Annotated in this window: 21 protein-coding genes; 12 read left to right on the forward strand and 9 right to left on the reverse strand. The window is 58.7% G+C overall.

The features are described from left to right. Positions 1-333: 333 nt before the first annotated feature. Positions 334-2,937: an ATP-binding protein gene (locus PCAR_RS17570; RefSeq protein WP_011339700.1), complete on the reverse strand. Its 2,604-nt coding sequence runs from the start codon at positions 2,935-2,937 to the stop codon at positions 334-336. Positions 2,938-3,069: 132 nt separating this feature from the next. Then, positions 3,070-3,861 carry a trehalose-phosphatase gene (gene otsB, locus PCAR_RS00830; protein WP_200858978.1) on the reverse strand — a complete coding sequence of 264 codons (792 nt, stop codon included), beginning with the start codon at positions 3,859-3,861 and terminating at the stop codon, positions 3,070-3,072. 409 nt (positions 3,862-4,270) lie between these two features. Between otsB and PCAR_RS00835 the strand changes: the two genes are divergently transcribed. The 8 genes from PCAR_RS00835 to PCAR_RS00875 all read left to right on the forward strand — a co-directional run bounded on the left by PCAR_RS00835 (position 4,271) and on the right by PCAR_RS00875 (position 14,196). Beyond that, positions 4,271-4,831, forward strand: a complete 561-nt coding sequence (locus PCAR_RS00835; RefSeq protein WP_041531192.1) for a hypothetical protein — start codon at positions 4,271-4,273, stop codon at positions 4,829-4,831. A 318-nt stretch (positions 4,832-5,149) separates the two neighbouring features. After that, complete coding sequence (locus tag PCAR_RS00840) at positions 5,150-5,857, forward strand: PAS domain-containing transcriptional regulator (protein ID WP_011339703.1); 708 nt, start codon at positions 5,150-5,152, stop codon at positions 5,855-5,857. A gap of 386 nt (positions 5,858-6,243) precedes the next feature. Continuing rightward, the gene (gene cooS, locus PCAR_RS00850; protein ID WP_011339705.1) at positions 6,244-8,181 is read left to right on the forward strand and encodes an anaerobic carbon-monoxide dehydrogenase catalytic subunit; all 1,938 of its coding nucleotides are present in this window, start codon (positions 6,244-6,246) and stop codon (positions 8,179-8,181) included. After that, entirely contained in the window at positions 8,169-9,041 is an 873-nt protein-coding gene (locus tag PCAR_RS00855; RefSeq protein ID WP_011339706.1) for an AAA family ATPase, read from the forward strand. Before cooS ends, PCAR_RS00855 begins: the two co-directional genes overlap by 13 nt. Further along, positions 9,038-9,634, forward strand: coding sequence for a 4Fe-4S dicluster domain-containing protein (locus PCAR_RS00860; protein WP_011339707.1), 597 nt, complete (start codon positions 9,038-9,040; stop codon positions 9,632-9,634). Before PCAR_RS00855 ends, PCAR_RS00860 begins: the two co-directional genes overlap by 4 nt. Beyond that, complete coding sequence (locus PCAR_RS00865) at positions 9,631-10,866, forward strand: NAD(P)/FAD-dependent oxidoreductase (protein ID WP_011339708.1); 1,236 nt, start codon at positions 9,631-9,633, stop codon at positions 10,864-10,866. Before PCAR_RS00860 ends, PCAR_RS00865 begins: the two co-directional genes overlap by 4 nt. A gap of 60 nt (positions 10,867-10,926) precedes the next feature. Continuing rightward, positions 10,927-11,832, forward strand: coding sequence for an energy-coupling factor ABC transporter permease (locus PCAR_RS00870; protein WP_011339709.1), 906 nt, complete (start codon positions 10,927-10,929; stop codon positions 11,830-11,832). 201 nt (positions 11,833-12,033) lie between these two features. Continuing rightward, positions 12,034-14,196, forward strand: a complete 2,163-nt coding sequence (locus PCAR_RS00875; RefSeq protein WP_011339710.1) for a cation:proton antiporter — start codon at positions 12,034-12,036, stop codon at positions 14,194-14,196. Between the two features lie 42 nt (positions 14,197-14,238). On the opposite strand, the gene PCAR_RS18725 is transcribed toward PCAR_RS00875, so the two are convergent. Both PCAR_RS18725 and PCAR_RS00880 read right to left on the reverse strand, forming a co-directional pair. Beyond that, positions 14,239-14,412: a hypothetical protein gene (locus tag PCAR_RS18725; protein ID WP_011339711.1), complete on the reverse strand. Its 174-nt coding sequence runs from the start codon at positions 14,410-14,412 to the stop codon at positions 14,239-14,241. 22 nt (positions 14,413-14,434) lie between these two features. Beyond that, positions 14,435-14,644 carry a hypothetical protein gene (locus PCAR_RS00880; protein ID WP_011339712.1) on the reverse strand — a complete coding sequence of 70 codons (210 nt, stop codon included), beginning with the start codon at positions 14,642-14,644 and terminating at the stop codon, positions 14,435-14,437. Between the two features lie 208 nt (positions 14,645-14,852). Here PCAR_RS00880 and PCAR_RS00885 point away from each other — a divergent pair, with 208 nt between their 5' ends. Beyond that, a complete protein-coding gene (locus PCAR_RS00885; protein ID WP_041531193.1) occupies positions 14,853-15,479 on the forward strand; it encodes a hypothetical protein in 627 nt (208 codons plus the stop codon). A gap of 264 nt (positions 15,480-15,743) precedes the next feature. Here the strand turns inward: PCAR_RS00885 and PCAR_RS00890 are convergent, their stop codons facing one another. Both PCAR_RS00890 and radC read right to left on the reverse strand, forming a co-directional pair. After that, complete coding sequence (locus tag PCAR_RS00890; protein WP_011339714.1) at positions 15,744-18,116, reverse strand: peptidase U32 family protein; 2,373 nt, start codon at positions 18,114-18,116, stop codon at positions 15,744-15,746. Positions 18,117-18,337: 221 nt separating this feature from the next. Then, a complete protein-coding gene (gene radC / locus PCAR_RS00895; RefSeq protein WP_011339715.1) occupies positions 18,338-19,021 on the reverse strand; it encodes a RadC family protein in 684 nt (227 codons plus the stop codon). 146 nt (positions 19,022-19,167) lie between these two features. Between radC and PCAR_RS00900 the strand changes: the two genes are divergently transcribed. Further along, entirely contained in the window at positions 19,168-20,100 is a 933-nt protein-coding gene (locus PCAR_RS00900) for a patatin-like phospholipase family protein (RefSeq protein ID WP_011339716.1), read from the forward strand. Positions 20,101-20,121: 21 nt separating this feature from the next. On the opposite strand, the gene PCAR_RS00905 is transcribed toward PCAR_RS00900, so the two are convergent. Further along, positions 20,122-20,571 (reverse strand): CBS domain-containing protein, encoded by a 450-nt coding sequence (locus PCAR_RS00905; RefSeq protein ID WP_011339717.1) that lies wholly within the window; start codon positions 20,569-20,571, stop codon positions 20,122-20,124. A 240-nt stretch (positions 20,572-20,811) separates the two neighbouring features. Here PCAR_RS00905 and PCAR_RS00910 point away from each other — a divergent pair, with 240 nt between their 5' ends. Then, complete coding sequence (locus PCAR_RS00910) at positions 20,812-21,531, forward strand: DUF3793 family protein (RefSeq protein WP_011339718.1); 720 nt, start codon at positions 20,812-20,814, stop codon at positions 21,529-21,531. A 133-nt stretch (positions 21,532-21,664) separates the two neighbouring features. Here PCAR_RS00910 and PCAR_RS00915 read toward each other — a convergent pair whose 3' ends face one another. Next, entirely contained in the window at positions 21,665-22,798 is a 1,134-nt protein-coding gene (locus PCAR_RS00915; protein WP_011339719.1) for an NADH:flavin oxidoreductase, read from the reverse strand. A gap of 31 nt (positions 22,799-22,829) precedes the next feature. Further along, complete coding sequence (locus PCAR_RS00920) at positions 22,830-23,138, reverse strand: hypothetical protein (protein ID WP_011339720.1); 309 nt, start codon at positions 23,136-23,138, stop codon at positions 22,830-22,832. A 127-nt stretch (positions 23,139-23,265) separates the two neighbouring features. Here PCAR_RS00920 and PCAR_RS00925 point away from each other — a divergent pair, with 127 nt between their 5' ends. Next, positions 23,266-24,135 carry a LysR family transcriptional regulator gene (locus PCAR_RS00925; RefSeq protein WP_041531194.1) on the forward strand — a complete coding sequence of 290 codons (870 nt, stop codon included), beginning with the start codon at positions 23,266-23,268 and terminating at the stop codon, positions 24,133-24,135. Positions 24,136-24,237 lie beyond the last annotated feature (102 nt).

A 24,237-nucleotide genomic window follows, 5' to 3' on the forward strand; every position in this document is an offset into this window, starting at 1 on the left:
GCCATGCGCACTGCCGGTGCCTGAGGCGGGTTTTCCATTGAGGTCTTTTCAGATCGTATCCGGGTCGCCTGACTTGATTCAATGCTCGGTCGCCCCCGTATTTCGAGGGCCGAGCCGGCATCGGAAAAGCCGATCAGGGATGGCAGGCGCGGATGCGAACAGGCATTGAAGCCGTCGGCCTCGCCGTTGGAATACAGCGACGTCTGGGGCGGGAGGATTCAGCCGTTGCTTAATATATGTGCAGCTGGCGGCGATGGTGGGTAAAATTAAGGCGATCCCCACGGACGTGCGAAAAGCGTTTTTGAAGATTTCGGCGGTGTGTAGCTGTTGTCCCTATGCCGTCGGGGAAGGGTGGCTTTCCAGGTTGTCGGTGTACGGCAGGGTGAAGGTCACCGTGGTTCCGCGGTTCGGCTTGCTGGTAACCCAGATCCGGCCGTTGTGGGCTTCAACGATGCTCTTGACGATGGCCATACCCAGGCCGAGGCCCTCGCGCGCCGTGTTGGACGCATCGACACGGTAGAATTTGTCGAACATGCGATCTATTTGGGCCGGTTGCATGCCGATACCCTGGTCGCTAACAGCAATATACAGCTCGTTGTCGGCCAGCTGGCAGGTCACCTGAATGAGACTGTCGACGGGCGAAAACTTGACGGCATTGCTGAGCAGATTTTCCATGACCTGGAAAAGTTTACGATCGTCTACCAGCATTTCTATCGGCGCGTCCGGCAGTACCGTTTTGAATCGATGATCCTGGCACACGCGCCGGTAATCGGAAACGCTACGCGCCAGAATGCCGTTCACATCGGCCCAGTCCTTTTTCAGCCTGATGACCTGACCGGTATCGACCCGGGCCAGGTCCAGCAGGTCTTCCACGATTTTACCCAGAACCTCGGCTTTTTTGTGGATGATGGAGAGGAACTCGGTCTGTTGTTCCGTAAGTCCCCCTTGTTGTAACATCACCTCGGAGAAGCCGATAACGCTGGTCAGCGGTGTCCGTAATTCGTGAGCCGCGGTGGATATGAATTCGGTTTTCATCAGATCCAGTTCCCGCTCGCGGCTGATGTCTCGCAACAGGGTAATGACCCCCCGTTTCAGTCCCTCCTCGCTACGCACGGCGGCAAGCGAGGCTTGCACGGTTTGTACTTTGTCGGTACCTGGCTCGGGCAAGTTGATGATCACGGATGTTTCTTCCTGCTTATCGGAAGCCACGGCCTGCAATCGCTTCAGCAAGGTGTCGTTGTCGATAACCTGGCTGACCTGCAGGCCGAACACGTCGTGCAGGGGGACGCCCAGCAGTTCTTCGGCGGAATGGCTCATCAGCATGATGCGGTTGTCCAGATCGGTAAACAGCAGGCCGTCGGAAACCGACTTGAGGATGGTCTCCAGCTGTTCCCTGGCTTGCCGGGCATTGGTCAGAGCTTCCTTGATGGCTTGTTCGGCCTGGATACGCTCGGAAATATTCCAGAAAAAACAGGCCATCCTGCGCGGTGCCGTCTGAAAGGCATGGACTTCGTAGGATCCGTGGATCGGAGGTTCTTTGTAGTCGATCTGTTGGCAATGCCAGGGGGTTCCCAGGGTGCACACGCGACGATATTGCTCCGGAACGCAGGTTTTGGTCAGCCCGGGAAACGCCTCTTCGATGGTTTTGCCGACCAGCGCGTCGAGGTCGACCTTGAGGATATCCTTGGCGGCGGTATTGCTGCCGGTCAGGATCAGTTGGTTGTTGGGGTAAAGGTGGAGGAGCAATACGCCCATCGGCGAAAAATTGATAATGTTGCGGAAACTTTCTTCGCTTTTGCGCAAGGCCTCTTCGGCTTCCAGGCGCTGGCGTAGATGGCCTAACAGCAGAACCGCCAGTCCGCCGCCGAAGGCCAGAATACTGGCCAAAATGAAGATGGCCTTATGGTGTTTCCGGTAAAACGGCACGGGGCGGTGAAGAATCGTACTGTCGGCGGGCAATTTGGACAGGGGCAGGTCGAAATGCTGCAATTGGCGGTAATCGAAAATGTAACGGCTGAGGCTGTCGGTACGCACCGGCAGGCGGTTGACAGGGGTGCCGTGCAGGATTTCGCGCGTCATGCCGGCAGCGATGCGGCCCTGCTCGATATGGCTGACCAGCTTGCCGCCGACAATGCCGTCGCTCATGCCGTGATAATAGAGGTGGTAGAGGGGCGCGGACAGGTGGCTGGTGATGAAATGCAGACTGTCCTTGAAGCCCAGACTGCGTCCGTCGCGGTCGTGGTAGGCGGAAAGCAGTATTACCGGCTGGTCGGTGCCCAGCTCCGAGAGTCGCCGCCCCAATTCCTCGAAGGACATGTCGGCCAGCGAGAGATGGGTCAGTTGTACCCCGGGCAGGTTTCCCTGCATGCGATAAAACGATTGCAGGTCGGTCTGTCCGCTGGGGGTGCCATCGACAATGGCGACGATGGATAGGGCTTGCGGGTGCAGCTTGACCATCAACTCCAGGTTTTCTCGCATGGAGACTTTTTCGACCGTACCGGTGACCCAGGGATTGTCGTTCTGTGCCAGGGCCAGGTCGATATCGTTTACGCCGAGAAAAACGATGGGTAGATGCTTGAACAGCCCGGTTTGTTCGGCGAGGGCGAATCGCAGGGCGTTGTCGTCGCCGGTGATGACGGCGTCGTAGGCTTGGGTATGGGAGAGTTTGTAAGCCAGCGATTGTCGGAAATTGCGGAGATTTTCCTTTGAGATGAATCGCTTGGTATCCATGAACTCGATATCGAGCAGGGTCTGATCCTGTGCCAGAACCTCCGACAGGCCCTTTATCTGTTCAAAAAATGTCGGGAACCCGGGGTGATAGGAGCTGATAAACAGTATCCGCTGTTGTCGGGCCCAGGCCGAGGCCGGCAAAAGGCAACAGAGCAAGGTCAAACTCAGGAGCAGAACCACAAGTCGGGAGCAGGTGATCAGGCGCATTGCACATCCTTAAAACGGTGCCGAGAAAACAGGGGGCACCATTTTTATTAACAAAAGGGTTTCAGCATCTTCAGGGTCTGTTTTTTTCCGGCAATGTGGCCCCTTTGAAGAGAGGTTGATGATTCAGGAGGGTCAAGAATTTTGGTTGACCTTTAACCTCTTCAGGAACTGTTCGACTTCAAGCGGATCATTTAGCACATAGTTGGCGGCGGTAAGTCGTTGTTCATCGCTTACCAGAATGGCGATACCCCTTTTCTGCAGTTCGCAGAACGCGTCCTCGTCGGTCAAATCGTCGCCGATATAGATGGGCAGTACCTCGTCATCATGCATGCCCAGTCGGGCAAGAATCCAGCGCAGGGCTTTGCCTTTGTCCCAGTCGATATCGGGGCGCAGTTCAAAAATCATTTTGCCGCCGGTTTTGCGCAGTCCGGGATTCTTCTCCAGGATCGTGTCCACGATGGTTTCGATTTGGGAAACATCTGCAGGATCCGCTCGCCGGAAGTGAACGGCGATGGCAAAGCGCTTGCGTTCGATCTGGGTGCCGGCAACCTCCGCAAGTTGTTTCGTCAAAGCTGTTTCGGCACGATCCAAAGCGGGCAGGTAATCGATGCCCTGTTCCAGTTCCAGGTGTCCGCCCGGTCCCGAAATGTCGAAGCCGTGGCTGCCGGCATACAGAATGCCTTCGATGCCAACCAGATTCCGGATATCCTGCAGATCGCGACCGCTGACAATCGCCACATCACATCGCTGGGATAGCTGGTTGACGGCATCGCGCATCTTCTGCGAGAGCTGAGCCCATTCGGGACGTTCAACGATAGGGGTGAGGGTTCCGTCGTAATCGAGAAACACCATGCCCCGTTTATTTTGCAACATGTGCTGAATCGTTGCCAGACACTCAAGGGCTGAGGGAAGCGTATGGCTCATGGTTTTATGCGGGGAAAACTCCATAAAAAAACCAATCTTGCAGGAGGTTTATTGAGGTTGCCGGACAGCTAGCGCCCTAAATAGTATCAAACTGTTCGGGTTTTTGGGAAATTGCCTGCACTTTGTGGGTTTTGCATCCGCCGGTAAGGCCCAAAGCCTGCGGACAGCCGGCGAACCTTTGATGACGTGGGGCGTTCTTTGGGCCCTGAATCTTTCCGCGGGGCCTGCGATTCGCTGTCGGCAAAGGCCTCTGTTTACTGTGGCGGTATCTTCATCAGGGGTAGAGCAAAAACAGAAACTCTAAAATATCCGCTTCGTTTCCGCGTCAGGCGTGTTAAATTGTCAAGGACGGCACGGGGTTTCCACGATGATTCTCAAACACAACCAGAAATCTACGAAAGGAAACGGTATGGAGAAGGAAGATTTTATTCTTTTCAGCGGTGGCGCCAATGGAGCGGAAGCGGCTTTCGGCGAAAATGCGGAGCGTTACGGCATCGAAGAAGTTAATTTTACCTTCGAGGGGCACGGCCGGGTACGCGAGCGCGGCCTGCGGTTTCTCAACCATGAGGAGCTTAAGCATGGCGACGTGAGCCTGGAATATGTGTCGCGACTTATGAACCGCCGTTACACCGACAGCCTCAAGATTCGCAAGATTCTGCAAAGTATCTGGTATCAGGTGAACCATGCACAGGAAATTTTTGTCGTCGGGGAGATCCTGCCGGATAAGACCGTCAAGGGCGGTACCGGCTGGGGGGCCGAGTTCGCCAAGCTCTGCAACAAGCCGTTATGGGTTTTCGATCAGAAGCAGAAGACCTGGTTTCGCTGGTCCCATATGGAGTGGGAAGCCTGCTCGCCCGGCGCTGAGCCGATAATCAGTCATGTTCATTTTGCCGGCACGGGAACTCGTTTTCTGGAAGATGCCGGTAAGCAGGCCATCGACGCACTGTTCACACGGTCGTTTTCCCGATAACGCTGCGACAGTCGCCTTGCAAGGCGGGTTTCACGGATAAATAGCCCCGATGCGGAAGCGCTTTTCAGTGCCGTATCGGGGTTTTTTGCGACATGATCGCGGCAAGGCATGCAATCTGCTTGCAACAGTGCAGTGGTCGGGTGCTGCCGATTCGGCGGACGCTGTTTCCCGGTCGCGGTGGAGGATTCCGTAAACGCATGTTTTGTCACAATAAACTGGTCAGGGGGGCTTTGCCCCTGTTAGAATACGTTGTCTTTTAATGATGACCATGCAGTCCGTTGGAATTTAATGCAGCAGTGGTTCGGAAGGTCGGCAGGAATGGAAACCAATAATCTGCTCAAATTGCTCGAACAAATGGAGCCTGGTATTGTCCTGTTCGACAATGAATTCAATATCAGATTTATCAATCAGGCGTTATTGCTGATTTTTCCGCAAATCCCCAAAGACAGGGTTTTCAGTACCAACCTGTTGCAATTACACGAGGACCGGCCTCGCCTGCAGATTCAGGAAGTCTTCCGGTTGATGAAAGATGCCACCCGTCCGGTGCCTTTTACCATCAGGCACATGGGGCGCGATCAACAGGAGCGGTTTTTGTTTCTCAAGCTCATGCCGCTTTTCGATGAGAGCCTGGAGGATGCGGTTAACTGTTGTCTGGTTTATGATGTCACGCCGTTTATTACCACGCCGCAACGGGCATTGATGAAAATACCGGTCGCGACGCCCAGCGGCATCCACTTGATCGATCCCGCCGAAATCGTCTACATCAAGGCCGAAAATGTTTACTGCCGGATCTTTACCGCCAAGGGAGACTACTTTTGTGACCTTTCCCTCGGTGTTATCGAGGAAGGCTTGTCGCCGAAGCAGTTTATCCGTATTCATCGTAGTTTTATCATCAACATCGCCAAGGTGGATAAAATCGATCGGGATGCGCAATCTTTGGCGGTGATCATGGAAGGAAATCAGGCGCGTCTGCCGGTAAGCCGCAATCGCGCCAAAGCCTTTTTGCAGCAGATCGGACTGCGCTAGTCAAATCAGGGGGGTCGATGGCTGTCCCGTGCGATCATATTGAGCGTTGTGCCTTTTTTAAGGAATTCTGCCTGGGGTCGGAAGAAATAAAGTCCGATTGGGTTCGGCTTTTTTGTGGCAGTGAGGAAACCTCGGAGCTTTGCGAGCGCAAAAAGTATCGCCTTGCCAGCGGTGAAGACCCGCCGGTCAATATGTCCCCCACCGGCCGTTTTTTATGAATTTTTTCATCTTAAAGCAGAGCCGTCCATCCGCTTTTGCTGACAACCGTTCACCAAATCATTTCACCGTTGGCCAGCGATCGTTTGCCCCGCCCCCCTGTCCTTCATTAGAATATCGACCATACTTGTCCGTCCGTTCCACACATATCCGCATAAAAAGGAGTCACCATGGGTACCAGACCAGACCAGCGCAGTGTCGATCCGGCCGCTGCGGCAATGCTGAAGATTTCCGATCGCGAGGGGTTCGATACGGCCTGGAGCCGCCTCGAGGCGCAACAGCCGCAGTGCGGATACGGCCAGCTCGGCACCTGTTGTCGTAACTGCAGCATGGGCCCGTGTCGCATCGACCCGTTGGAGGAAGGTCCCCGTCGCGGGGTCTGCGGCGCCAATGCCGACACCATGGTGGCGCGCAACCTGGCGCGCATGGCGGCAGCCGGTGCTTCTGCCCATTCCGATCACGGCCGCAAGGTGGCCTTGCTGCTTAAAGACGTTGCCAGCGGCCGTAATACCGACTACACCATCTTCAATCCCGACAAACTCATGGTGGTTGCCGCTCGCCTGGGTATTGCCACCGAGGGCCGTGAAACGCTGGAGGTTGCAGGGGACGTGGCTGACGTGGCCATCGCCTGTTTCGGTGCCCAGGGTGAAGAGACCATACCTTTTTCCACCAGCTACATGCCTGAAAAGCGTCTGGAATTGCTCAAAGACCTGGAAGGAACCCTGGCGGAAATGACCGGCGCGCGCATCGGTCTGATGCCGCGCGGCATCGACCGCGAGGTGGTCGACATCATGCACCGCACCCATTTTGGCTGCGATGCCGATCCTCTGTCCCTGGTAGCTCAGTCGCTGCGCTGTTCCCTTGGTGACGGTTGGGGAGGTTCCCTGATTGCCACCGAATGCCAGGACATCCTTTTCGGGACGCCAACGGTACGCACCATCAAGGCCAACCTCGGCGTGCTCGATACGGACATGGTTAACCTGGTGGTGCACGGTCATGAGCCGGTGCTGTCGGAAAAGGTGCTGGAGTGGGCGCGTTCCCCGGAGATGACCGAGGCGGCCAGGGCCGTCGGCGCCAAAGGGGTCAATGTCGTCGGTCTATGCTGTACCGGCAACGAACTTCTTATGCGTCAGGGGGTCAACGTCGCCGGCAATCTGTTGCATAGCGAGTTGGCCATCATGACCGGCGCGGTGGAGGCCATGGTGGTCGACGTGCAGTGTATTTTTCCGTCGCTGGCCGATTTGTCGTCCTGTTTCCACACCCGTTTCATCACCACCAGCGAGCAGACCAATATTCCGGGGGCTTTGCATATCCAGTTCGAAGAGCATGACGCCAACGCCATCGCCAGGCGCATCGTCCAGACCGCCATCGATGCTTTTCCCGGCCGCAATGCCGCCAAGGTGTATATCCCGCAGGAGACCGAAGAGGCCATGGTCGGCTTTTCCGTCGAGCAGATCCTGGCGGCGCTGGGCGGCACCCCCGATCCGCTGGTGGAGGTGATCGCCAACGGTACCATCAAGGGTGTGGTCGGTATCGTCGGCTGCAACAACGCCAAGGTGCAGCAGGACTTTTTCCACTTGTCGCTGACCCGCGAACTGATCAAACGCGATATCCTGGTGCTCGGCACCGGGTGTTGGGCCATTGCCGCCGCCAAAGCCGGGCTGATGAACCTCGACGCGCAGCAGCAGGCAGGCCCGGGGCTGAAAGCGGTGTGCGAACAGCTCGGCATCCCGCCGGTACTGCACATGGGCTCCTGCGTCGACTGTTCGCGTATGCTGGTGCTGACCGGTGCGCTGGCCGACCATCTGGGGGTCGATACCGCTGCCCTGCCGGTGGTCGGTTCGGCGCCGGAATGGACCACCGAAAAGGCCGTCGCCATCGGCTCCTACTTCGTCGGCAGCGGTCTGCCGGTGCATCTGTGGCCGGTGCCGCCGATCCTCGGTTCGCCGGTGGTGACCAAGATTCTCACCGAATCGGCCAAGGACCTGCTCGGCGGTTATTTCTTCGTCGAAGAGGACCCGGTCGCGACCGCCGATCGCATGGAGGCGATCATCATGGAAAAACGGGTCGGCCTGGGATTGGAAAAGGAGGCGACATGCAACAGCTAAACGGTTTCCGTGTCGTTATCACCGGCAAGGGCGGTGTGGGTAAAACGACTCTGACCAGCTGCCTGTCGCGCCTGCTCGGGCAGCGCGGCATCAAGGTGCTGGCGGCCGATGAGGATCCGCAGATGAACCTGCCGTATGCTCTCGGCATGCCGCCGCAGCAGGCGGCCGCTATCGTGCCGCTGAGTCAGAATCCCGATTATATCGAGGAAAAGACCGGGGCGCGGCCGGGCAAATCCTTCGGTGCTTTGTTTCGGCTCAATCCGGTGGTCGATGATGTGGTTGAACGGTTTGGCGTGCGCATCGATGACCATCTCGATCTGCTGGTGATGGGGACCGTGGTGCAGGCGGCGGCCGGTTGTCTGTGTTCGGAGAATGTGCTGCTCGATTCGGTGCTGAATTACCTGGCCCTGCGCAACGAGGAGGCCATCCTGCTGGATACCCAGGCCGGAGTGGAACACTTCGGCCGCGCCCTGGCCAAGGGGTTTTCCCAGTGCCTGGTGGTCAGCGATCTGTCCTTCAACGCCCTGGCTGTGGCCCGCCATGCTGCCGAACTGGCCCGCCAGCTGGGTATCGCCCGCATTCACCTGGTGGTCAACCGTTATCGGGATGAAGCCAAGGACAAGCTGCAGCGGTTCGCCGAGGCGACGGGCACCGACACGGCGCAGCTGTTCGATGTCATCCATACCCTGCCCGGTGAGCCGCGCTTTGAAGAATTGGAGCCGGATGTCACCCGTATTCTCGGCCAAGACAGTGCCTATGTGACCGGGTTGCAGGCACTGGCCGACGATATGGTGGCCTTCGAGAAGCAGCGGCAGGAGCAATCTGTCACGGCTTCGGTCAGCGAGGAGAGCGCAACATGAAAAAGATCTTTGTCGATTACCGCAAATGCGTAGCCTGCAAGGCGTGCGAAACGGCCTGTGCGGTGGCTCATCATCCCAGCGGCAGCCTTTTCGGATTGGTGGGCGATGCTCGCACCCAGGTGAATATACGCGTGCTGGGAGTGGAGCATGAGGCGTTTCCGGTTTCCTGCCGTCATTGCGATCCGGCCGCCTGCTTGAGTGCCTGTCCGGCGGGAGCCATCACCCGCGATCCGGAGACCGACGCGGTGGTACAGAACCCGGAAAAATGCCAGGCTTGTGCCATGTGCGCCATGGTCTGCCCCTTCGACGCCATTTCCTTCAAGCATACCCATCGTGCTTTGCCGGGCCGTGAGGTGGCCTACAAATGCGATCTGTGTCACGAGCGACTGGCGCAAGGCGAAGAGCCGGCCTGCGTGCAGGCATGCCATTCCGGTGCGCTGGTGTTCCAGGACAGTGAGCCGCAGCGCCAAAGCCGGGCCGTCGCCAGCCTCAAGGTGTACCTGCTTGGGGAAGGCGAGGAGCCGCCCCTGTTTTCGATGTACCGGGAGTTGCGCCGTAAAACATTTGCCCGGCGCAGGATGGAAAAATCATGAAAATCGTAACCGTCGGAACCGGCATGGCGGCAGCCGAATTTGTCCAGCAACTGCGTCAGGGCGGCTTTGCCGGTGAGATCGTGATGTGCAGCGATGAGCCCCATGCGCCTTATTCTCCCTGCGTGATCCCTTATCTGCTGGCCGGCGAGCCTGCAGACAATGTGTACTGGAAGGGGCGCGATTTTTACGCGCGTTACCAGGTTACACCTCGTCTCGGCGAAAAGGTGGTGGAGATCGATCGGGAGGCCGGCCTGCTGCGTACGGCGAGTGGGCGTATCGAGAATTACGACCGGCTGTTTTACGCCGCCGGCAGTCGCAGCTGGTTTCCGCGCCCCGAATGGCTTGAGGCCGAAGGGGTTTTCGGTTTCAAAACCCTCTCTGACATGCAGTCCATCGACCGCTATATCGGCGAGCATGGCGTGCAGCGGGCGGTGGTGGTCGGCGGTGGCTTCATCGGCGTCGATGCGGCCCTGGCGTTGCGCCATCGCGGTCTGCAGGTCAGCCTGGTGCATTGCCATGAACGCCTGCTGGAGCGTATGACGGACGCCGATGGCGGGCGTTTCGCCACCGATAAGCTACAACAGCGTAGCGGCATTGCATTTTATATGCAGTCCGAGGTCGAGGCCCTGGACTGCAACGGCGGGCAGCTGCAACGTGTGTGGCTGCAAAATGGCACAGCCCTGGAGACCCAGCTGTTGATTGTCGCCACCGGCTTTGTACCCAATTCCGCTCTTTTGAGTGGTCGTGAGGAAGGGATCGCCGTCGGTGACGACCTGCTGGCCGATCCGCGCATTCTGGTGGCCGGCGATGTGGCGGTGACCCGGCACGCCATAGACGGTCCCGACGGGCTTTACGCTACGGCCCCCAATGCCATCGCCCAGGCGCGAGTGGCCGCTGCCAATATTCTGGGCGGCGTCGAACGTTATGCCGGATCCCTGAATGCCAACGTGCTGCGTAAGCATATCGACTTTCCGGTGGTTTCGGCCGGCCGGTTCGAGGGGGAAAGCGTTACCTTCAGCAATGACCGTTTGTTTCGGCGCGTATATCTGTGCGACGATCGTATCAACGGCTATATTCTGGTAGGCGATACCCGCCTGGCGGGCTACATCTATGATCTTTATGTCTCGCGTCAGCCGGTTGCCGATAAGATCCAGGGCATCCTTGCGGATATTCGGGGGGAAAGTTACTATCGATCCCTTATGGGGCTGGCGCCTGTCGCGCCTGCTTGCTAAAATTTAACCTCATAACCGTTTTTGCGGCGGTTGTTTGTCAACGAAATGAAGGAGGAACAGATGCATATCCCCGATCAAATGCTTCAGGGTGCGGTGTGTCCGGTAACGGCGGCTGTCGGCCTGGTCGGTGTCACGGTGGCGGTTGCGGCAGCGTTTCGCACCAAGCACAAACCTGGCGTGGGGCGTTTCGCCGCTGTAGCGGCTCTGATTTTTGCCGCCCAGATGATGAATTTCCCCATTACCGACGGCACTTCCGGGCATCTGCTCGGCGGCGCGTTGGCGGTCGGCCTGCTCGGCACGCCTTACGCTGTGTTGGCCATGACTCTGGTGGTGTCGCTGCAGGCTCTGGTGTTCGGTGACGGCGGCGTCATGGCCCTGGGTGCCAACCTGGTCAACATGGCTCTGATCGCGGTCGCGGCCAGCGCCATGGTTCGAAGCCTGCTGCGCCGGCGGTTAGAAGAGACGCTGTGGCGTCGTAGCCTGATGTATGGGGTTGCCGGATGGCTGTCGGTGATGCTGGCGTCTCTGGCCGTATCTGTGGAACTGGCCTCGTCCGGAACCGTTGCTTTGGGTACCGTCAGCGCTGCCATGCTCAGCGTGCATGCCTTGATCGGCGTCGGCGAAGGACTGATTACCGCCGTGGTCTTTGCTCTGCTGGCTCCGCGTTCGGCACGGAGCATTCTCGGTGGTCGCTCCGTGGCACTGCCGTTATCGGTGGCGTGCGCCACGGCATTGCTGTTCAGCCCCCTGGCCAGCAGCCTGCCGGACGGACTGGAAAGGGTCGCGGAAGGTATGCACCTTTTGCCTGCCGCAGACGGGGCCTTCTGGTCTCCCGTAGTGGGTTATCAGATTGCCGCCCTTGGGCACCAGGGCCTTGCCACCGGGTTGGCCGGCCTTATCGGGGTGATGCTGACCTTTGCGTTGGCCTGGCTGGTGGCGCGACCTCTGCAGCCGAATCTCGGCTGACCCGGTTTTTTAAAGCGACACATCCTCAAGCGGGGTTTCGCCGTCACGACGGTAAATCCCGTTTTTTTTTGGTGCGGAGCCAGACCCGCCGGGTTGTACGGTACAATACACTCAGTGCGGGTTATCCAACAGACTTCGCCACGCATCCGTCGGAGGGAGAGCAACGGCTCTGCGGATCCTCTGCGTGGCAAGGGAGGAGATATGCAGGTCGACGGCATTTTTCTGGAGACATCTCTGGTTCTGGCGGCCAGCGCTGCAGTCGGGGCCGTAAGCCAAAAATTGCGTCAGCCGCTGATCGTGGCTTTCATCGCGGTCGGCATCCTGGTCGGACCGCTGGGGTTGAATCTCTGGCAGGCCGATCGGCAGCACGAGTTGCTGGCCACGTTGGGCATTGCCCTGCTGTTGTTTGTGGTGGGCCTCAAGCTCGATGTGAAGCTGATCCGCAGCACCGGTCCGGCAGCCCTGGCGATCGGCAGCGGGCAGATCGGCCTGACTTTCGGCCTCGGCTATGTGTTGGCGTGGGGGCTTGGTTTTGGGCGGTTGCAAGCTTTTTACATGGCCGCGGCCATGACTTTTTCCAGTACCGTCATCATAGTTAAGCTGTTGTCGGACAAACGTGAGATCGATGCGCTGCACGGTAAAATCGATCTGGGCGTGCTCATTGTGCAGGATCTGGCAGTCATTCTGGCGATGATCGCGCTGACCGCCTGGAGCAGCGGCAGCGAAGGCGGGCTTGTGCGCGACGGTGTGCTGGTACTGCTCAAGGGCGGTCTGTTTATCGGCCTGACGGCGCTATTGATGCGCTATGTACTGCCCGGCCTGCTGGCGCGTCTGGCCCGTTCCCAGGAGTTGCTGCTGCTGTTTGCCATAGGCTATGCGGCGTTGTGGTCGGCGCTCTCCCAACAACTCAAGCTCAGTCTGGAAGTCGGTGCTTTTCTGGCCGGCATCTCGCTGGCGTCGACGGCTTTCCGTGAGGTGCTGGCGGCGCGGCTGGTGACGTTGCGCGATTTTCTGCTGCTGTTTTTCTTTATCTCCCTCGGTTCTCATCTGGAGTTATCCTTGAGCGGCCGTCAATGGCTCACCGTGCTGGTTTTGACCCTGTTTGTCCTGCTTGTCAAACCGTTGTTGGTGGCGGGCATCATGGGGGGCATGGGATACGGCAAGCGCACCGGGTTTCTGGCCGGCATTTGCCTGGGACAGATATCCGAATTTTCCCTTATCCTGGGAGCGCTGGGCATGCAGTTCGGGCATCTCGACCAAAATATTCTGGGCATGCTCACCCTGATGGGAGTGATCACCATCGGTGTATCGAGTTATCTGATTCTGGATAGCCGCCGGCTCTATGACCGGCTGACCCCGTATCTGGGCTTTCTGCAGCGTCGTCAACCTTACCGGGAGGCGATGGCGGACTCCGGAGACACCGAGGCGCCGGTGGATGTGATTCTGTTCGGGTTGGGCAATTTCGGCAGTCATATCGCCATGAATCTGCAGGCGCGTCCCAAAACCCTGCTCGGGGTCGATTTCAATCCGGAAGTGGTACAAAAAGCTGCGGCCGAAGGGCTGCGGGTCCGCTACGGCGATGCCACCGATGAGCAGACTCTCGATCACCTGCCCCTGAACCAGGTGCCATGGGTGGTCAGTGCGATGCCCGGTGCCGGACCCAACATGGCTCTACTCGAGGCTCTTAAAAGCCGCGAATTCAAGGGAAAAATCGTGTTGACGGCACAGAATGCCGAACAGGAAGAGGCGTTTCGCCTGGCCGGTGCCGACCGCGTACTGTGGCCCAACCTGGATGCCGCGGAGCAGGCTGTGGATTTGCTGTCCACCGCCCGGGAGGCGATTTTCGATCAGGCGCCCTGGCCCATGACATTGGAGGAGGTTCGCCTGCGCCCCGGTTCTGTGGCCGGCGGCAAGAAACTTGGGGAACTGGCTTTGCGTGCGCAAACCGGCGCCACTTTGGTGGCGGTCGATCGTTCGGGGCAGAGCTATTTCGATCCCGATGCCGAGTTTATGCTGTTGCCCGGTGACCGTCTGGTGCTGCTCGGCAGCCGCGATAGCCTGGCGCAGGCCGAGGAATTGTTGGCGCCGCGCAGGCCGCCGGCTGCGGATGGCAAGGCGGGGTTTCAAATCGGCGAAGTCGGTTTCCCCGAGGACTCCGGCTGGGTCGGTCATACGCTGGCCGCTCTCGATTTACGACACCGTATCGGGCTGTCGGTGATCGGCATTCGGCGCGGGGATCAACGCATCGTTTCCCCGCCGCCGGATACGGTGTTGCAGGCTGGCGATGTGCTGGTGGTGCTGGGTCGCCCCGGTTCCATCGAGGCTTGCAGGACCTGCATCCCGCAAGCCTCCGGCGGCCACTGATCCGGCGAAGAGCTAAGCCGGTACCCTCAATCGGTGCACGGGTCAGGCGTCGGCACGCCGTTCGGGAATATGCTGCAGTTGTGAAGAACGAACGCAGCAAGAGGTCGGGGGGATGGCGGCATGCTTTGACAGTTCTTCTTCACAGATGGGGCAGGGTTTCGGGGGATATGCATCCGTCAGGCTGTAGCGGCCGCACAAGGGGCAGATCTCGATCATGGCTAACTCCTTTGCTGGTGCATTATGGATCCGATTCATCGACCGGCTGGTATTGGCGCTCGAAGTCTTCTGCTTTGCATGGAAACGTACGCCCCTCCGGGTCCACGCACAGGTAGTCGCCCGGATAGACGACATAAAGCCCCTGGTGCCCATTTTCGGCGGGGGCGATGACGGTTCGCCGTTGAACCCGGTGGGCTTCTATGAGGGTAGGAATGCTACGAAAACGGGCCATGAATCCTCCTTACGGGTAACGATGCCATCCAACCGCAGAGCTGTTTGTCGCCGGTGAGCCCAGGGTTAAAAGACGATTAAGCCGCGATTTCAGGGAGGTTCGAGGGGGGATGTCCCGTCAGGCGAAAATCCAAAGGAAGAAGACGGAATCGATCGGGGAACCTGTCATGATCAAACAGGAGAGGCTGCTCAACGCAGGGAGGCCAGGCATGAAACGTAATATCGAGCAATGGCGAAAGCTTTGGTTGGTTTTGCTGGCGGGCGTGTTGAGCGGGTGCGTGGCGGCGCCTAAAAACGCCTTGTTTGTCGATGCCGGGGCGTGGCCGGCGACGGCAGGCAGCGTGGCACTGGTCGGGGTGTCTTTCGATGAGCGCTATCGCCCCTTGCCTCAAAGCGGCCTGGACGGGCAACTTTTGGGGCAGTTGCGACGCGTATTGGAAAGAAAGGGCTATTTGGTGGCTGAGACGCTCCAGCCGCATCGTCCGGAGCGCCAGGTTTTAACCTCCGTTCCGGCTGCGGAGCTGGCGGCCAGGGTGGCGGCACCGGTCGATCTGGTGCTTGCGGTGCATGTCGACTTCCTGTTCAGCAGCGCCACCTACAGCGAGAGCAATCCGCCGCCGGAGTTCGAGATCGCTGCCGAAGCCCGGCTTGTGGATGCCAAAGCGGTGCGTGACCTGTGGCGCGATCGAGGCCATGCGCTGGCGGGGGGGGCTGCGGCCATGCCGCTGCGCAATCCGGATTATGACCGCATGCGGGGTCTGGCGGAGCTGGCGAACGATCTGTTCTTGACCCTGCCCGACGCCGGTCAGCAACCGGGGGTGTCATCGGTGGAATAAGTGTGGTGGCGAGAGTGGGGGAAACTTAAGGCAAAACAAGGCAAAACAAAACAAAAAACCTTTTTCTCACGCAAAGCCGCAAAGGCGCCAAGAAGTTCAAAATCCTTTTTTGAGGTTTTGCTTTTCTTTGCGATTTTGCGGCTTGAGCGACTGAAAGGAGCGGGCGTGAGATGATTTTACTTTGTTCTGCTCTATTTATCCCCTGCAAGAGTTCGAAGCCGTGAGTAGTGTCGGCGATGCTGCGCAGTGGATAGCTTAAAACGCTTATTCCATACCGCTTTCGAAGTTGAAATCCGAGGTGCCCGAAATATTGCCGCCCCGGCGCACAGCCTCCAGCACCTGTTTGCCTTGAGCGGAGAAGGGGCCGACATGAGACAGGTCGATGATGAAGCGGTGGCAGCCCATGTGTTCCAGTTCGGGCAGATGCCCGAGCAGGGAAAAGTCGGTGGTTGAGCTGACTACCGTCTGGCCGCCACGTTGGGTTACCCGATAGGCATCGTTGCGGTCGGAAAGGATCGGGCTGTCGCTACGCACGCCTCGAATGGGAATGCGGGAGGTGATCAGGGGCACCGATGCGTAGACGGTCAGATTGGTTTCGATTCCCGTGTCGCGTTGCAGCAGCGCGGCCAGGTTGGTGCGGTCGTCTTCCAGATACAGGGTTGCTTCGGAGATACCCAGTTCGTTCCAGGCCAGGGCCGCCTGACTGTTGAGAGTGAAGAGGCGCCAGCCGCTCAGCAGGGTGAGTTGCGGCAGCCCGTCGAACAGGGGAAAATGCCCCAGGTTGTTGAGGCGAAAGGTGCGAAAGCCCCGTTCAACCAGGATGCGTACCGCCCGTCGACATTCCTGCCAATCGGAACCCAGTAACACAAAGGGGATATCCCAGATAACGCGATCCTCGCGCCCGGAAAGACGCTGCCCCAGTTGCTGCACGTTGGAGACGGTTAGCGGAAGCATGATCCGGTCGACCAGCGGATCGTTGAGCAGATGGCTGTCCCGCATGCGATCCATGGCAACGGTGATCAACCGTTTTTGCGGGCTGACCGGTGATGAGCGGTGCGGTAACAGCGCATGTTTGGCGTTGGCCAGGTGTTGCTGGCGATTTTGACGGTCCGCAGTTCCCAGCTGATCGCACACGGCCTGGTAGAACAGACGACGGACCTCCTTGAGCCGGCTCGGAGGGATGACCACGGGAGGTAGCGGGCCGGTACTCAGGTTGCCAAGCACCAGCTCGTGTTTGCCGCTGCGTTCGAATACAGAGCGCAGGGTATCCGACGATAAAGGGCTGTCACTGGCGGGGAACACCGGCACATCATAGGATTGTTCCAAAACCACGGCTCCGGATCGCCCCGCGAGTGTCAGGGTTTCATCCTGCAGTTCGATGTGCAGATCGATGTGATCCGGGATTTTGCCCGCCTGCTGCAGTTTGCGACGGCAGGCCGCTTCGCTCATGGTGAAGGCCTGTTCGGAAGAGACCTTGAAAACGGCATCGCCGATGCGGAAGGTATCCCGGAAAGTTGACGGCACGGTTACCAGACTGCCGGCCGGTGCGGCCTTGACGTTGCGCCGCCCCAGGCGCAATTCCTTGATGGTAAATGCGGTGCCGGCCTGATCACTTTTCGGCTGGATGCGGATACGGTCGCCGAGGTGCAAGCGGTCGCGGCTTTTAAAGCTGAGGTCGCCGCCGCGCAGGGCGCTGATTTCGCCCAGAAAACGGCCGGTGGCCCCCTTCAGGGAGGGGATGGCGATATCCGTCGGCTTGGGGCCGGGCAGAAAACCCTTGGTCGGCAGGCGTCCGAAAGACTGCTTGAGGCATTCTTTGGCCTGCTTCAGAGCCTGTTTGCGTTGACCGGGAGCGGCATCGAGAGCACGGCGATAAGCCGCCACCACGTTGGCCACGTATTCGGCGCTTTTCATACGCCCTTCGATTTTAAGACTGCCGACGCCGGCCTGTTGCAGTTCGGGCAGCAGGTCGATGACGGATAAATCGTTGGGCGAAAAATAGTAGCCGTATTTCTGCCGGTAGCTGTAACGACGCCGGCAAGGTTGGGCGCAGCGGCCCCGATTGCCGCTTTTGCCTCCCAGCCAGGAGGAAAACAGGCATTGTCCCGAATAACTGAAACACAGGGCGCCATGGATAAAATGCTCAAGCTCCAGGGTGGTCTCCCGGCGGATGGCGGTAATTTCCTCCAGGGTCAGTTCGCGGGCCAGCACCGCCCGCTTGAAACCCATGCGTTCCAGGGTGCGTATACCGGCGGCGTTGTGCACCGTCATCTGGGTGGAGGCGTGCAACGGCAGGCCGGGAAAATGGTCGCGGATCATTTTCCAGACGGACAGATCCTGCAGAATGATCGCGTCGACGCCGAGCGCTTCCAGGCCGGCCAGGATTTCGGTCAGGCGCGGTAACTCCTCTTCACGGATCAGGGTGTTGAGCGTAACGTAGATGCGGCGATCCAGCTTGTGGGCGTAGGCCAGCATGCCTTCCAGATCGGTCATGGAAATATTGCGCGCTTTGGCGCGGGCGGAAAATTCCTTGAGGCCGCAATATACGGCATCCGCGCCCGATTCCATGGCGGCGAAAAAGGCCTCCAGGCTGCCTGCCGGGGCCAGCAGTTCCGGATATTTCGATGTGTGGGGCATGCTTCCGACTTCGCTTTCCAAGGGGGTTGCCTGCACGTCTCCCGGGACCGGTAAGTGCTGGGGGACAGATGACTTGAATTGTCAATTTGATGTAGTCGCTGCAGAAAAAACGACCGGGTATCTGCCCCGGTCGTTTTCCTGTAAACGTCCAAAATCATATCATGGTCTGCGTCGCAGACGCAACCGCCGCTGTTTGTGGCCGGGATAAGGTGGTCGGAAAACTACAGAACACCGCGGTCGGCCAGGCTGACATAGCCTTCATCGCCGATAATGATGTGATCGAGCACCCGTACGCCCATCAGTTCCCCGACTTCTCTAAGCCGCTGGGTGATATCGAGATCCTCGCGACTCGGCGACGGATCTCCGGAGGGGTGGTTGTGTACGAACAGTACCGCCGCGGCCGATTCGCGAACCACCGGTGCGAACACGTCACGGGGATGGACGATACTGGCGGTCAAACTGCCCTCCGAGATGCCGACTTCCCGCAGCAGGCGGTTTTTGCTGTCCAGCAGCAAGGCGATGAAGCGTTCCCGTTTATGATCGCGCAAACGCTCGTGAAAGTGAGCGAAGACTGCCTGCGGGCTGGTGTAGCGGTCGCCCGGGCGCAAGGGGTTGCGACCGAAACGGCGGGCAAGCTCGAAAACCGCCTGCAGTTCGGCGGCTTTGGCCGGGCCGATGCCCTTGATGGCTTGCAGCTCGCTGGTGGTTGCGGTGGCCATTTGGCGAAGAGTATCGAATTGCTGTATCAGCAGGCGGCCCTGATCCAGGGCGCTATGGCCACTGGCGGCATCGCCCGAGCGCAGTATCAGGGCCAACAGCTCCGCATCACTGAGGGCTTCTGCGCCCCGGTGCAGTAATTTTTCGCGCGGCCGTTCGTCTTCCGGCCAGTCCTTTATCGCGGGCATGGTGGTATCCTTGTTAGAGGGAGGTAGGGCTCATGTTCGGAAAAGATTAGCCCATCCACATAAAAATGGGTAGGTTTTTTTGTCTTCGGTAATTGAACACACCTGTGGCGGCCTGTCTCTGGGCACCTTCAGGCAGAGGAGGAGTTATGTTCAGGCGACCAAAAGTGGCTTTGGCCCTTGGTGGCGGCGCCGCCCGGGGTTTGGCTCATATCGGGGTGCTGGAAGCTTTCGAAAAACACGGGCTACCCGTCGATATGATTGCCGGCAGCAGCATGGGAGCCATTATCGGTGCCATCTATGCGCTGGATCCTTCGGTCGCGGCCCTGAAGGAACGATTTCATGCGTATTTAAATAGCGATGAGTTCAAGGAAACCCGCTTCAATCAGTTGATGGATCATGATGATGCCGATGCCGGCATGTTCGATCGATTGCTGCAGCTGGCCTGGAAAGGTTTGTTCTACACCCTGGTGGTGACGCGGCGTTCCTATTACGGCAAGTCGACGTCGACGCAGAACTTCGCGCTCATGATCGACGACCTTGCCTTTGAGGATACCCGCATCCCATTTTGCACCACGGCCCTGGATCTGATTTCCGGGCAGGAGGTTGTTTTTAAAAGCGGCAGTCTGCGTCGGGCGGTGTCGGCGAGTTGCGCCATACCCGGTCTGTTGCCGCCGGTGCAGGACGAAGGCCGCATTCTCGTGGATGGCGGGTGGATCGACAGCGTGCCGGTGCTGCCGGCCTATCGGTTGGGAGCGGATAAAGTGGTGGCGGTGGATGTCGCAAGTAGACTTGAGCCTTGCGGCGAACTGGACAGCGCTCTGGAGATCATCGGCCGGGCCGACAGCATAGCACGCTGGGCGCTGAGCACGGAACGCTGCCGCAAGGCCGATCTGGTGGTTCGGCCACAGAATAACGGCAGCCACTGGGCTGATTTTTCGCAATTTGAAGAGGCGGTGGCTGAAGGTTTGACGGCGGTCGAAGCGCAATTGCCTGCGATTCGACGGCTGGTGGCGCGCAACACTCCGCAGGCCTGGCTGCGGGATGCCATCCGGGGCAAACGATCGAGGCCTCGTGGTTGAAATCCTGGCCTTGCAGGCTTCTCAGGGTTGGCGATCCGATTCGCGCCGCTGCTCCCGCCCCACCAGCACCACGAGGTCGGCCAGTTGCTCGGCGATCAGATCGAGCAGATCGTCCATGGTGATGATACCCGCCAGAGCGCCCGCAGCGGTGATGACAGGCATGCGTCGTATCCCTTTATCGCGCATGCGCTTGATAGCGTCCAGCATGCTCTCCTCCTCCTTGACGCTGATCAGGTCGAAGCTCATGACATCTGCCACCAGCATGGATTCCGGGGCCACCTCGTTGGCCAGAACCTCCACTACCAGGTCCCGGTCGGTGAGCATGCCGACGGGGAACCGCTCGTCGCCGCGTTCTTCTACCACCACCACATTACCCACATGATGATGACGCATCAGCTTGGCGGCATTGGAAATGGGATCATTGCGATCGATAATGACAACATCGCGGTTACATACTTCTCCAACCTGCATAAAAAACTCCTTCCCCAGATCGTCGTGACGCAATTATACCTGCCTCTAAAGAGTTAACATCCCGGCGCCGTTCGTCAACCGCCTGCAGCAAAGACCAGAGTTCGGAAGGCAAAAAAGCCCATATTTGGCGGTCTGCCTAGCAAAAGGGTTGGGGTAAGGCAAAAGTATTGTTGACAGAATTGCTCCAATCTGATATTGAAAACGAAAGTCAAAATTAAACACAAAGGAGGGGCCGCCATTATGCCATTAAAATCCGATCAGATGAAACCCAGAGAAGTTTTCTGGCGAAGGGTGGGTAAAAAGGTCAGGGATGATCGTTCCTGCATGGCAGCCTTTTTGGCGTTGCATTCGGCGGAGGTCCTGGAAGGAGTCAAGCCGGCCAATCTGATGACCATGCATGATCGCGAGCATACCTGCGGGCGGAATCTCTATCGATTATGGGAAACCCATGCCGAAGATTTGCTGGGGGTCAGCGGTTTTAAAGCCAAGGTGTTGAGCGATTGCGGACGTCGGCGCCTGGTGCTTCTTTACAGCCCGTTGCTGCTGGATGAACTTCTGCGCCGGCCGAACGTACGCAATTTTTTGCACAAGGCGGGATACCCGGCCTTCGATAAGACGGAACAGGCGCTGGATGAGTTGCGGCAGCGGGTGAAACATGAGGATTTTCCCCATGAGATCGGCCTGTTTCTGGGCTACCCGCTCAAGGATGTCGCCGGTTTCATGGGCTGGGCGGCCATTCCTTTCAGCAGCAACGGGCCATGGCGTATATACGGCGAACCGTCCCGTAGCCTGGGGTTGGCCAACTGCCACAAGGCCTGTCGCAGTCGCATGGCGCAACGTCTGGACGGCGGTTGTGACCCGACTCTGTGTTTGTGTCCCGGACGTGGGATGGGGTGCTGCCCGGCTCCGGATCTGGCAGATACAGCCGGTGAGCCTGTGGCGGAGCTGATCGCTTGTTGATTCGATCTGTCAGGTTAGGAAAAAACATTGCCCTGGCGTTGCCGCCAGTTGGATTCGTTGAAAAAAAAAGCCACCGCAGGCAGTCAATATGGCTGTCTGTGGTGGCTTATGGTTCGGTCGGAGGCAATCGGAATCATGCCCCCGAGTCTTTCCCCCCAGTGTCAGATCCCCTGTTGTCCAGTATGCAGAGCGGACCCCGGCCCTGCATGATCGGCCCCAGGCAGCCGTTGCACAGCAGGCAGCGGGCCTTGCTGCGGTCGCCCCGGTGCCAGCGGCGGATCAGATCCGGTTCGCGGATCAGGCTGCGGCACAGAGCGATGAAATCGGCGGTGCCTTCGGTCAGCAGCGTCTCGGCGACTTCGTAAGACAGGATGCCGCCCACCAGGATCAAGGGTACGGTCAGGCGTTGTTTGAACAGCTCGGCGGCCTTGCGGTAGAAAACCTCCGTGTCGGGGGTGTCGAGTCGACCGGGGCGCAGCGAGCTCATATCGCCCGAGGCGTAGATGGTGCCGCCGCTCATTTCCACCGCATCGATCCCGGCCTGCTGCAGCCGTTCGGCTACCTTCAACATGTCTTCGACGGTGACCCCGCCTTCGACAAAATCCTCCGAATTGAGTTTGATCAGTACCGGATAGTCCGGTCCGACAGCCTTTCGTACCGCCTGCAGGACTTCGAGCACCAGCTTGGCGCGATTTTCCACCGGCCCGCCGTATTCATCCGTGCGTTGGTTGAAATAGGGCGACAGGAACTCGCTGAGCAGGTAGCCGTGGGCGGCATGGATCTGTACCGCGTCGAACCCGGCCTTCTTGGCCCTGAGGGCAGCGGCGGCAAAGGCTTCGACGACCCGGCGGATATCCGCCGCGGTCATGGCGTGGCATACCGGCGCCTTACTGCCGTCCATGGCCGATGGTCCCATGGCCTCCTGTCCGCTGAGTTCATGCGCGCCGTAGCAGCCGGCATGGGCGATCTGCAGGGCGATGCGTCCCCCCTGGGCATGCACCGCACCGGCCATGGCGGTCAGACCTTCCAGCATGCTGTCATCGTGAACACCGAGTTGCCAGGGGCCGGCCTGTCCTTCGGAACTCACGAAGGCGTGACCGGTGATGACGAGACCCACGTCGTTGCGGGCCAGACTGGCCATCAGGTCGATAAGTTCAGGGGTGGCGGCGCCATCATCGGCAGCCATGCCTTCCCAGGTGGCAGAACGAACGGTGCGGTTGCGCAGGGCCATGCCACCGATCACCGCCGGAGAAAAAAGTTTGCTCATGGTCGTTGCTCCGGAATGTAGAGGCGAGGAGTTAATCTTTGGCAGCTGCCTTTCCGGCACTGTGGATACCGAGGCTGAAACGATGAGGGCCGGGGACTCCCCTGGAAATAAAGGCGACCTTGTCGCCGGCATGGATCACGTAGTCCAGAGAGTAAACGAGGTGATTGACGAAGACACCCTCGATTTTGTCCATAGGCAATTCCAACTCTTCGGCGATATCCTGAGCGATACGTCCTTCCGGCGGAATATACATTTGGGCGTTGGGCGGAAGCCCCTTGGCTTTGCGGGCCGAATGTAAAAATCCGAACATGCGAATCTCGGTATTAGGTGCTGGATCCATGGCGGTGTCTCCTCACACAAGCAAAGCAAAAAAGGTCATAAAGCATCCGTTACCAATATAAGGGGTTCCCCGAATCACGTCAAATGATTATAATTGGTGTCAACCTTCACTTTTTAAGATGGATGATATGGATTCCAACGCGTTGAAAATTTTTTTGGCGGTTGCCGAGGAGGGGAGTGTCTCCAGGGCCGCCGAGCGTTTGCACTGCGTGCAGTCGAATGTCACCACGCGTATTCGTAAACTTGAAGCGGATTTGGGGGCAGAGCTGTTTCACCGCACGCGCAAGGGGATGGGGCTCTCTGCCGCCGGTCATCTTCTGTTGCCCTACGCACGCTCCGTCACACATCTGCTGCATGAAGCGCGGGCGGCCCTCGACCCTTCCAGCGCGCCGTGTGGGCCTTTGCGCCTCGGTGCCATGGATACGGCGGCCGTGGTGCACCTTCCGGCGTTACTGGCGGGTTATCACCGGGAATATCCGGACGTCGATCTGCAATTGAGCACCGGCGCCAGCGGCGAAATGGTCCAGCGGGTGCTCGATTACTCGTTGGAGGGCGCTTTTGTCGGTGGCCGCGTAGAGCATCCTGACATTGTAGCAGAAGAAGTGCTGTGCGAAGAGCTGGTCATGGTGACCAGTAGTACCGAACCTGTCGTGGATGAGGAGTCGGTATTGTCGGTACTGGTCTATCGCAGAGGCTGTTCCTGTCGCCGCAAGCTCGAAGAATGGCTTAAACACACGAGGCGTACGCCTTCCCGGGTGGTGGAAATGGGAGCCCTCGATGCCATCCTCGGTTGCGTCGGCGCCGGCATGGGGATCACCATGCTGCCCCGCAGTTTCGTAACGCGCGAACCTTTCCGCTCTCTGGTGCATATTCATGCCGTAGCGCCGCCCTTCGATCGCCTGCCGATTCAACTGATTCGCCGTCGCGATGTGCAGCCTTCGTCGGCCATGCATTCTTTTCTCGGGATGGCGCGCGAAACTCTGGCTGCCAAATCTTGATGGTGGCTTCAACCCGTAGGATATACAGGCGAAACATGAATCTCCGGTTATAAGGAGACCCTTCTATCGCATCAACAAAGAGAAAAGGCCCAATCTGGGGAA

The sequence above is a fragment of the Syntrophotalea carbinolica DSM 2380 genome (assembly GCF_000012885.1).
Lineage (GTDB): Bacteria > Desulfobacterota > Desulfuromonadia > Desulfuromonadales > Syntrophotaleaceae > Syntrophotalea > Syntrophotalea carbinolica.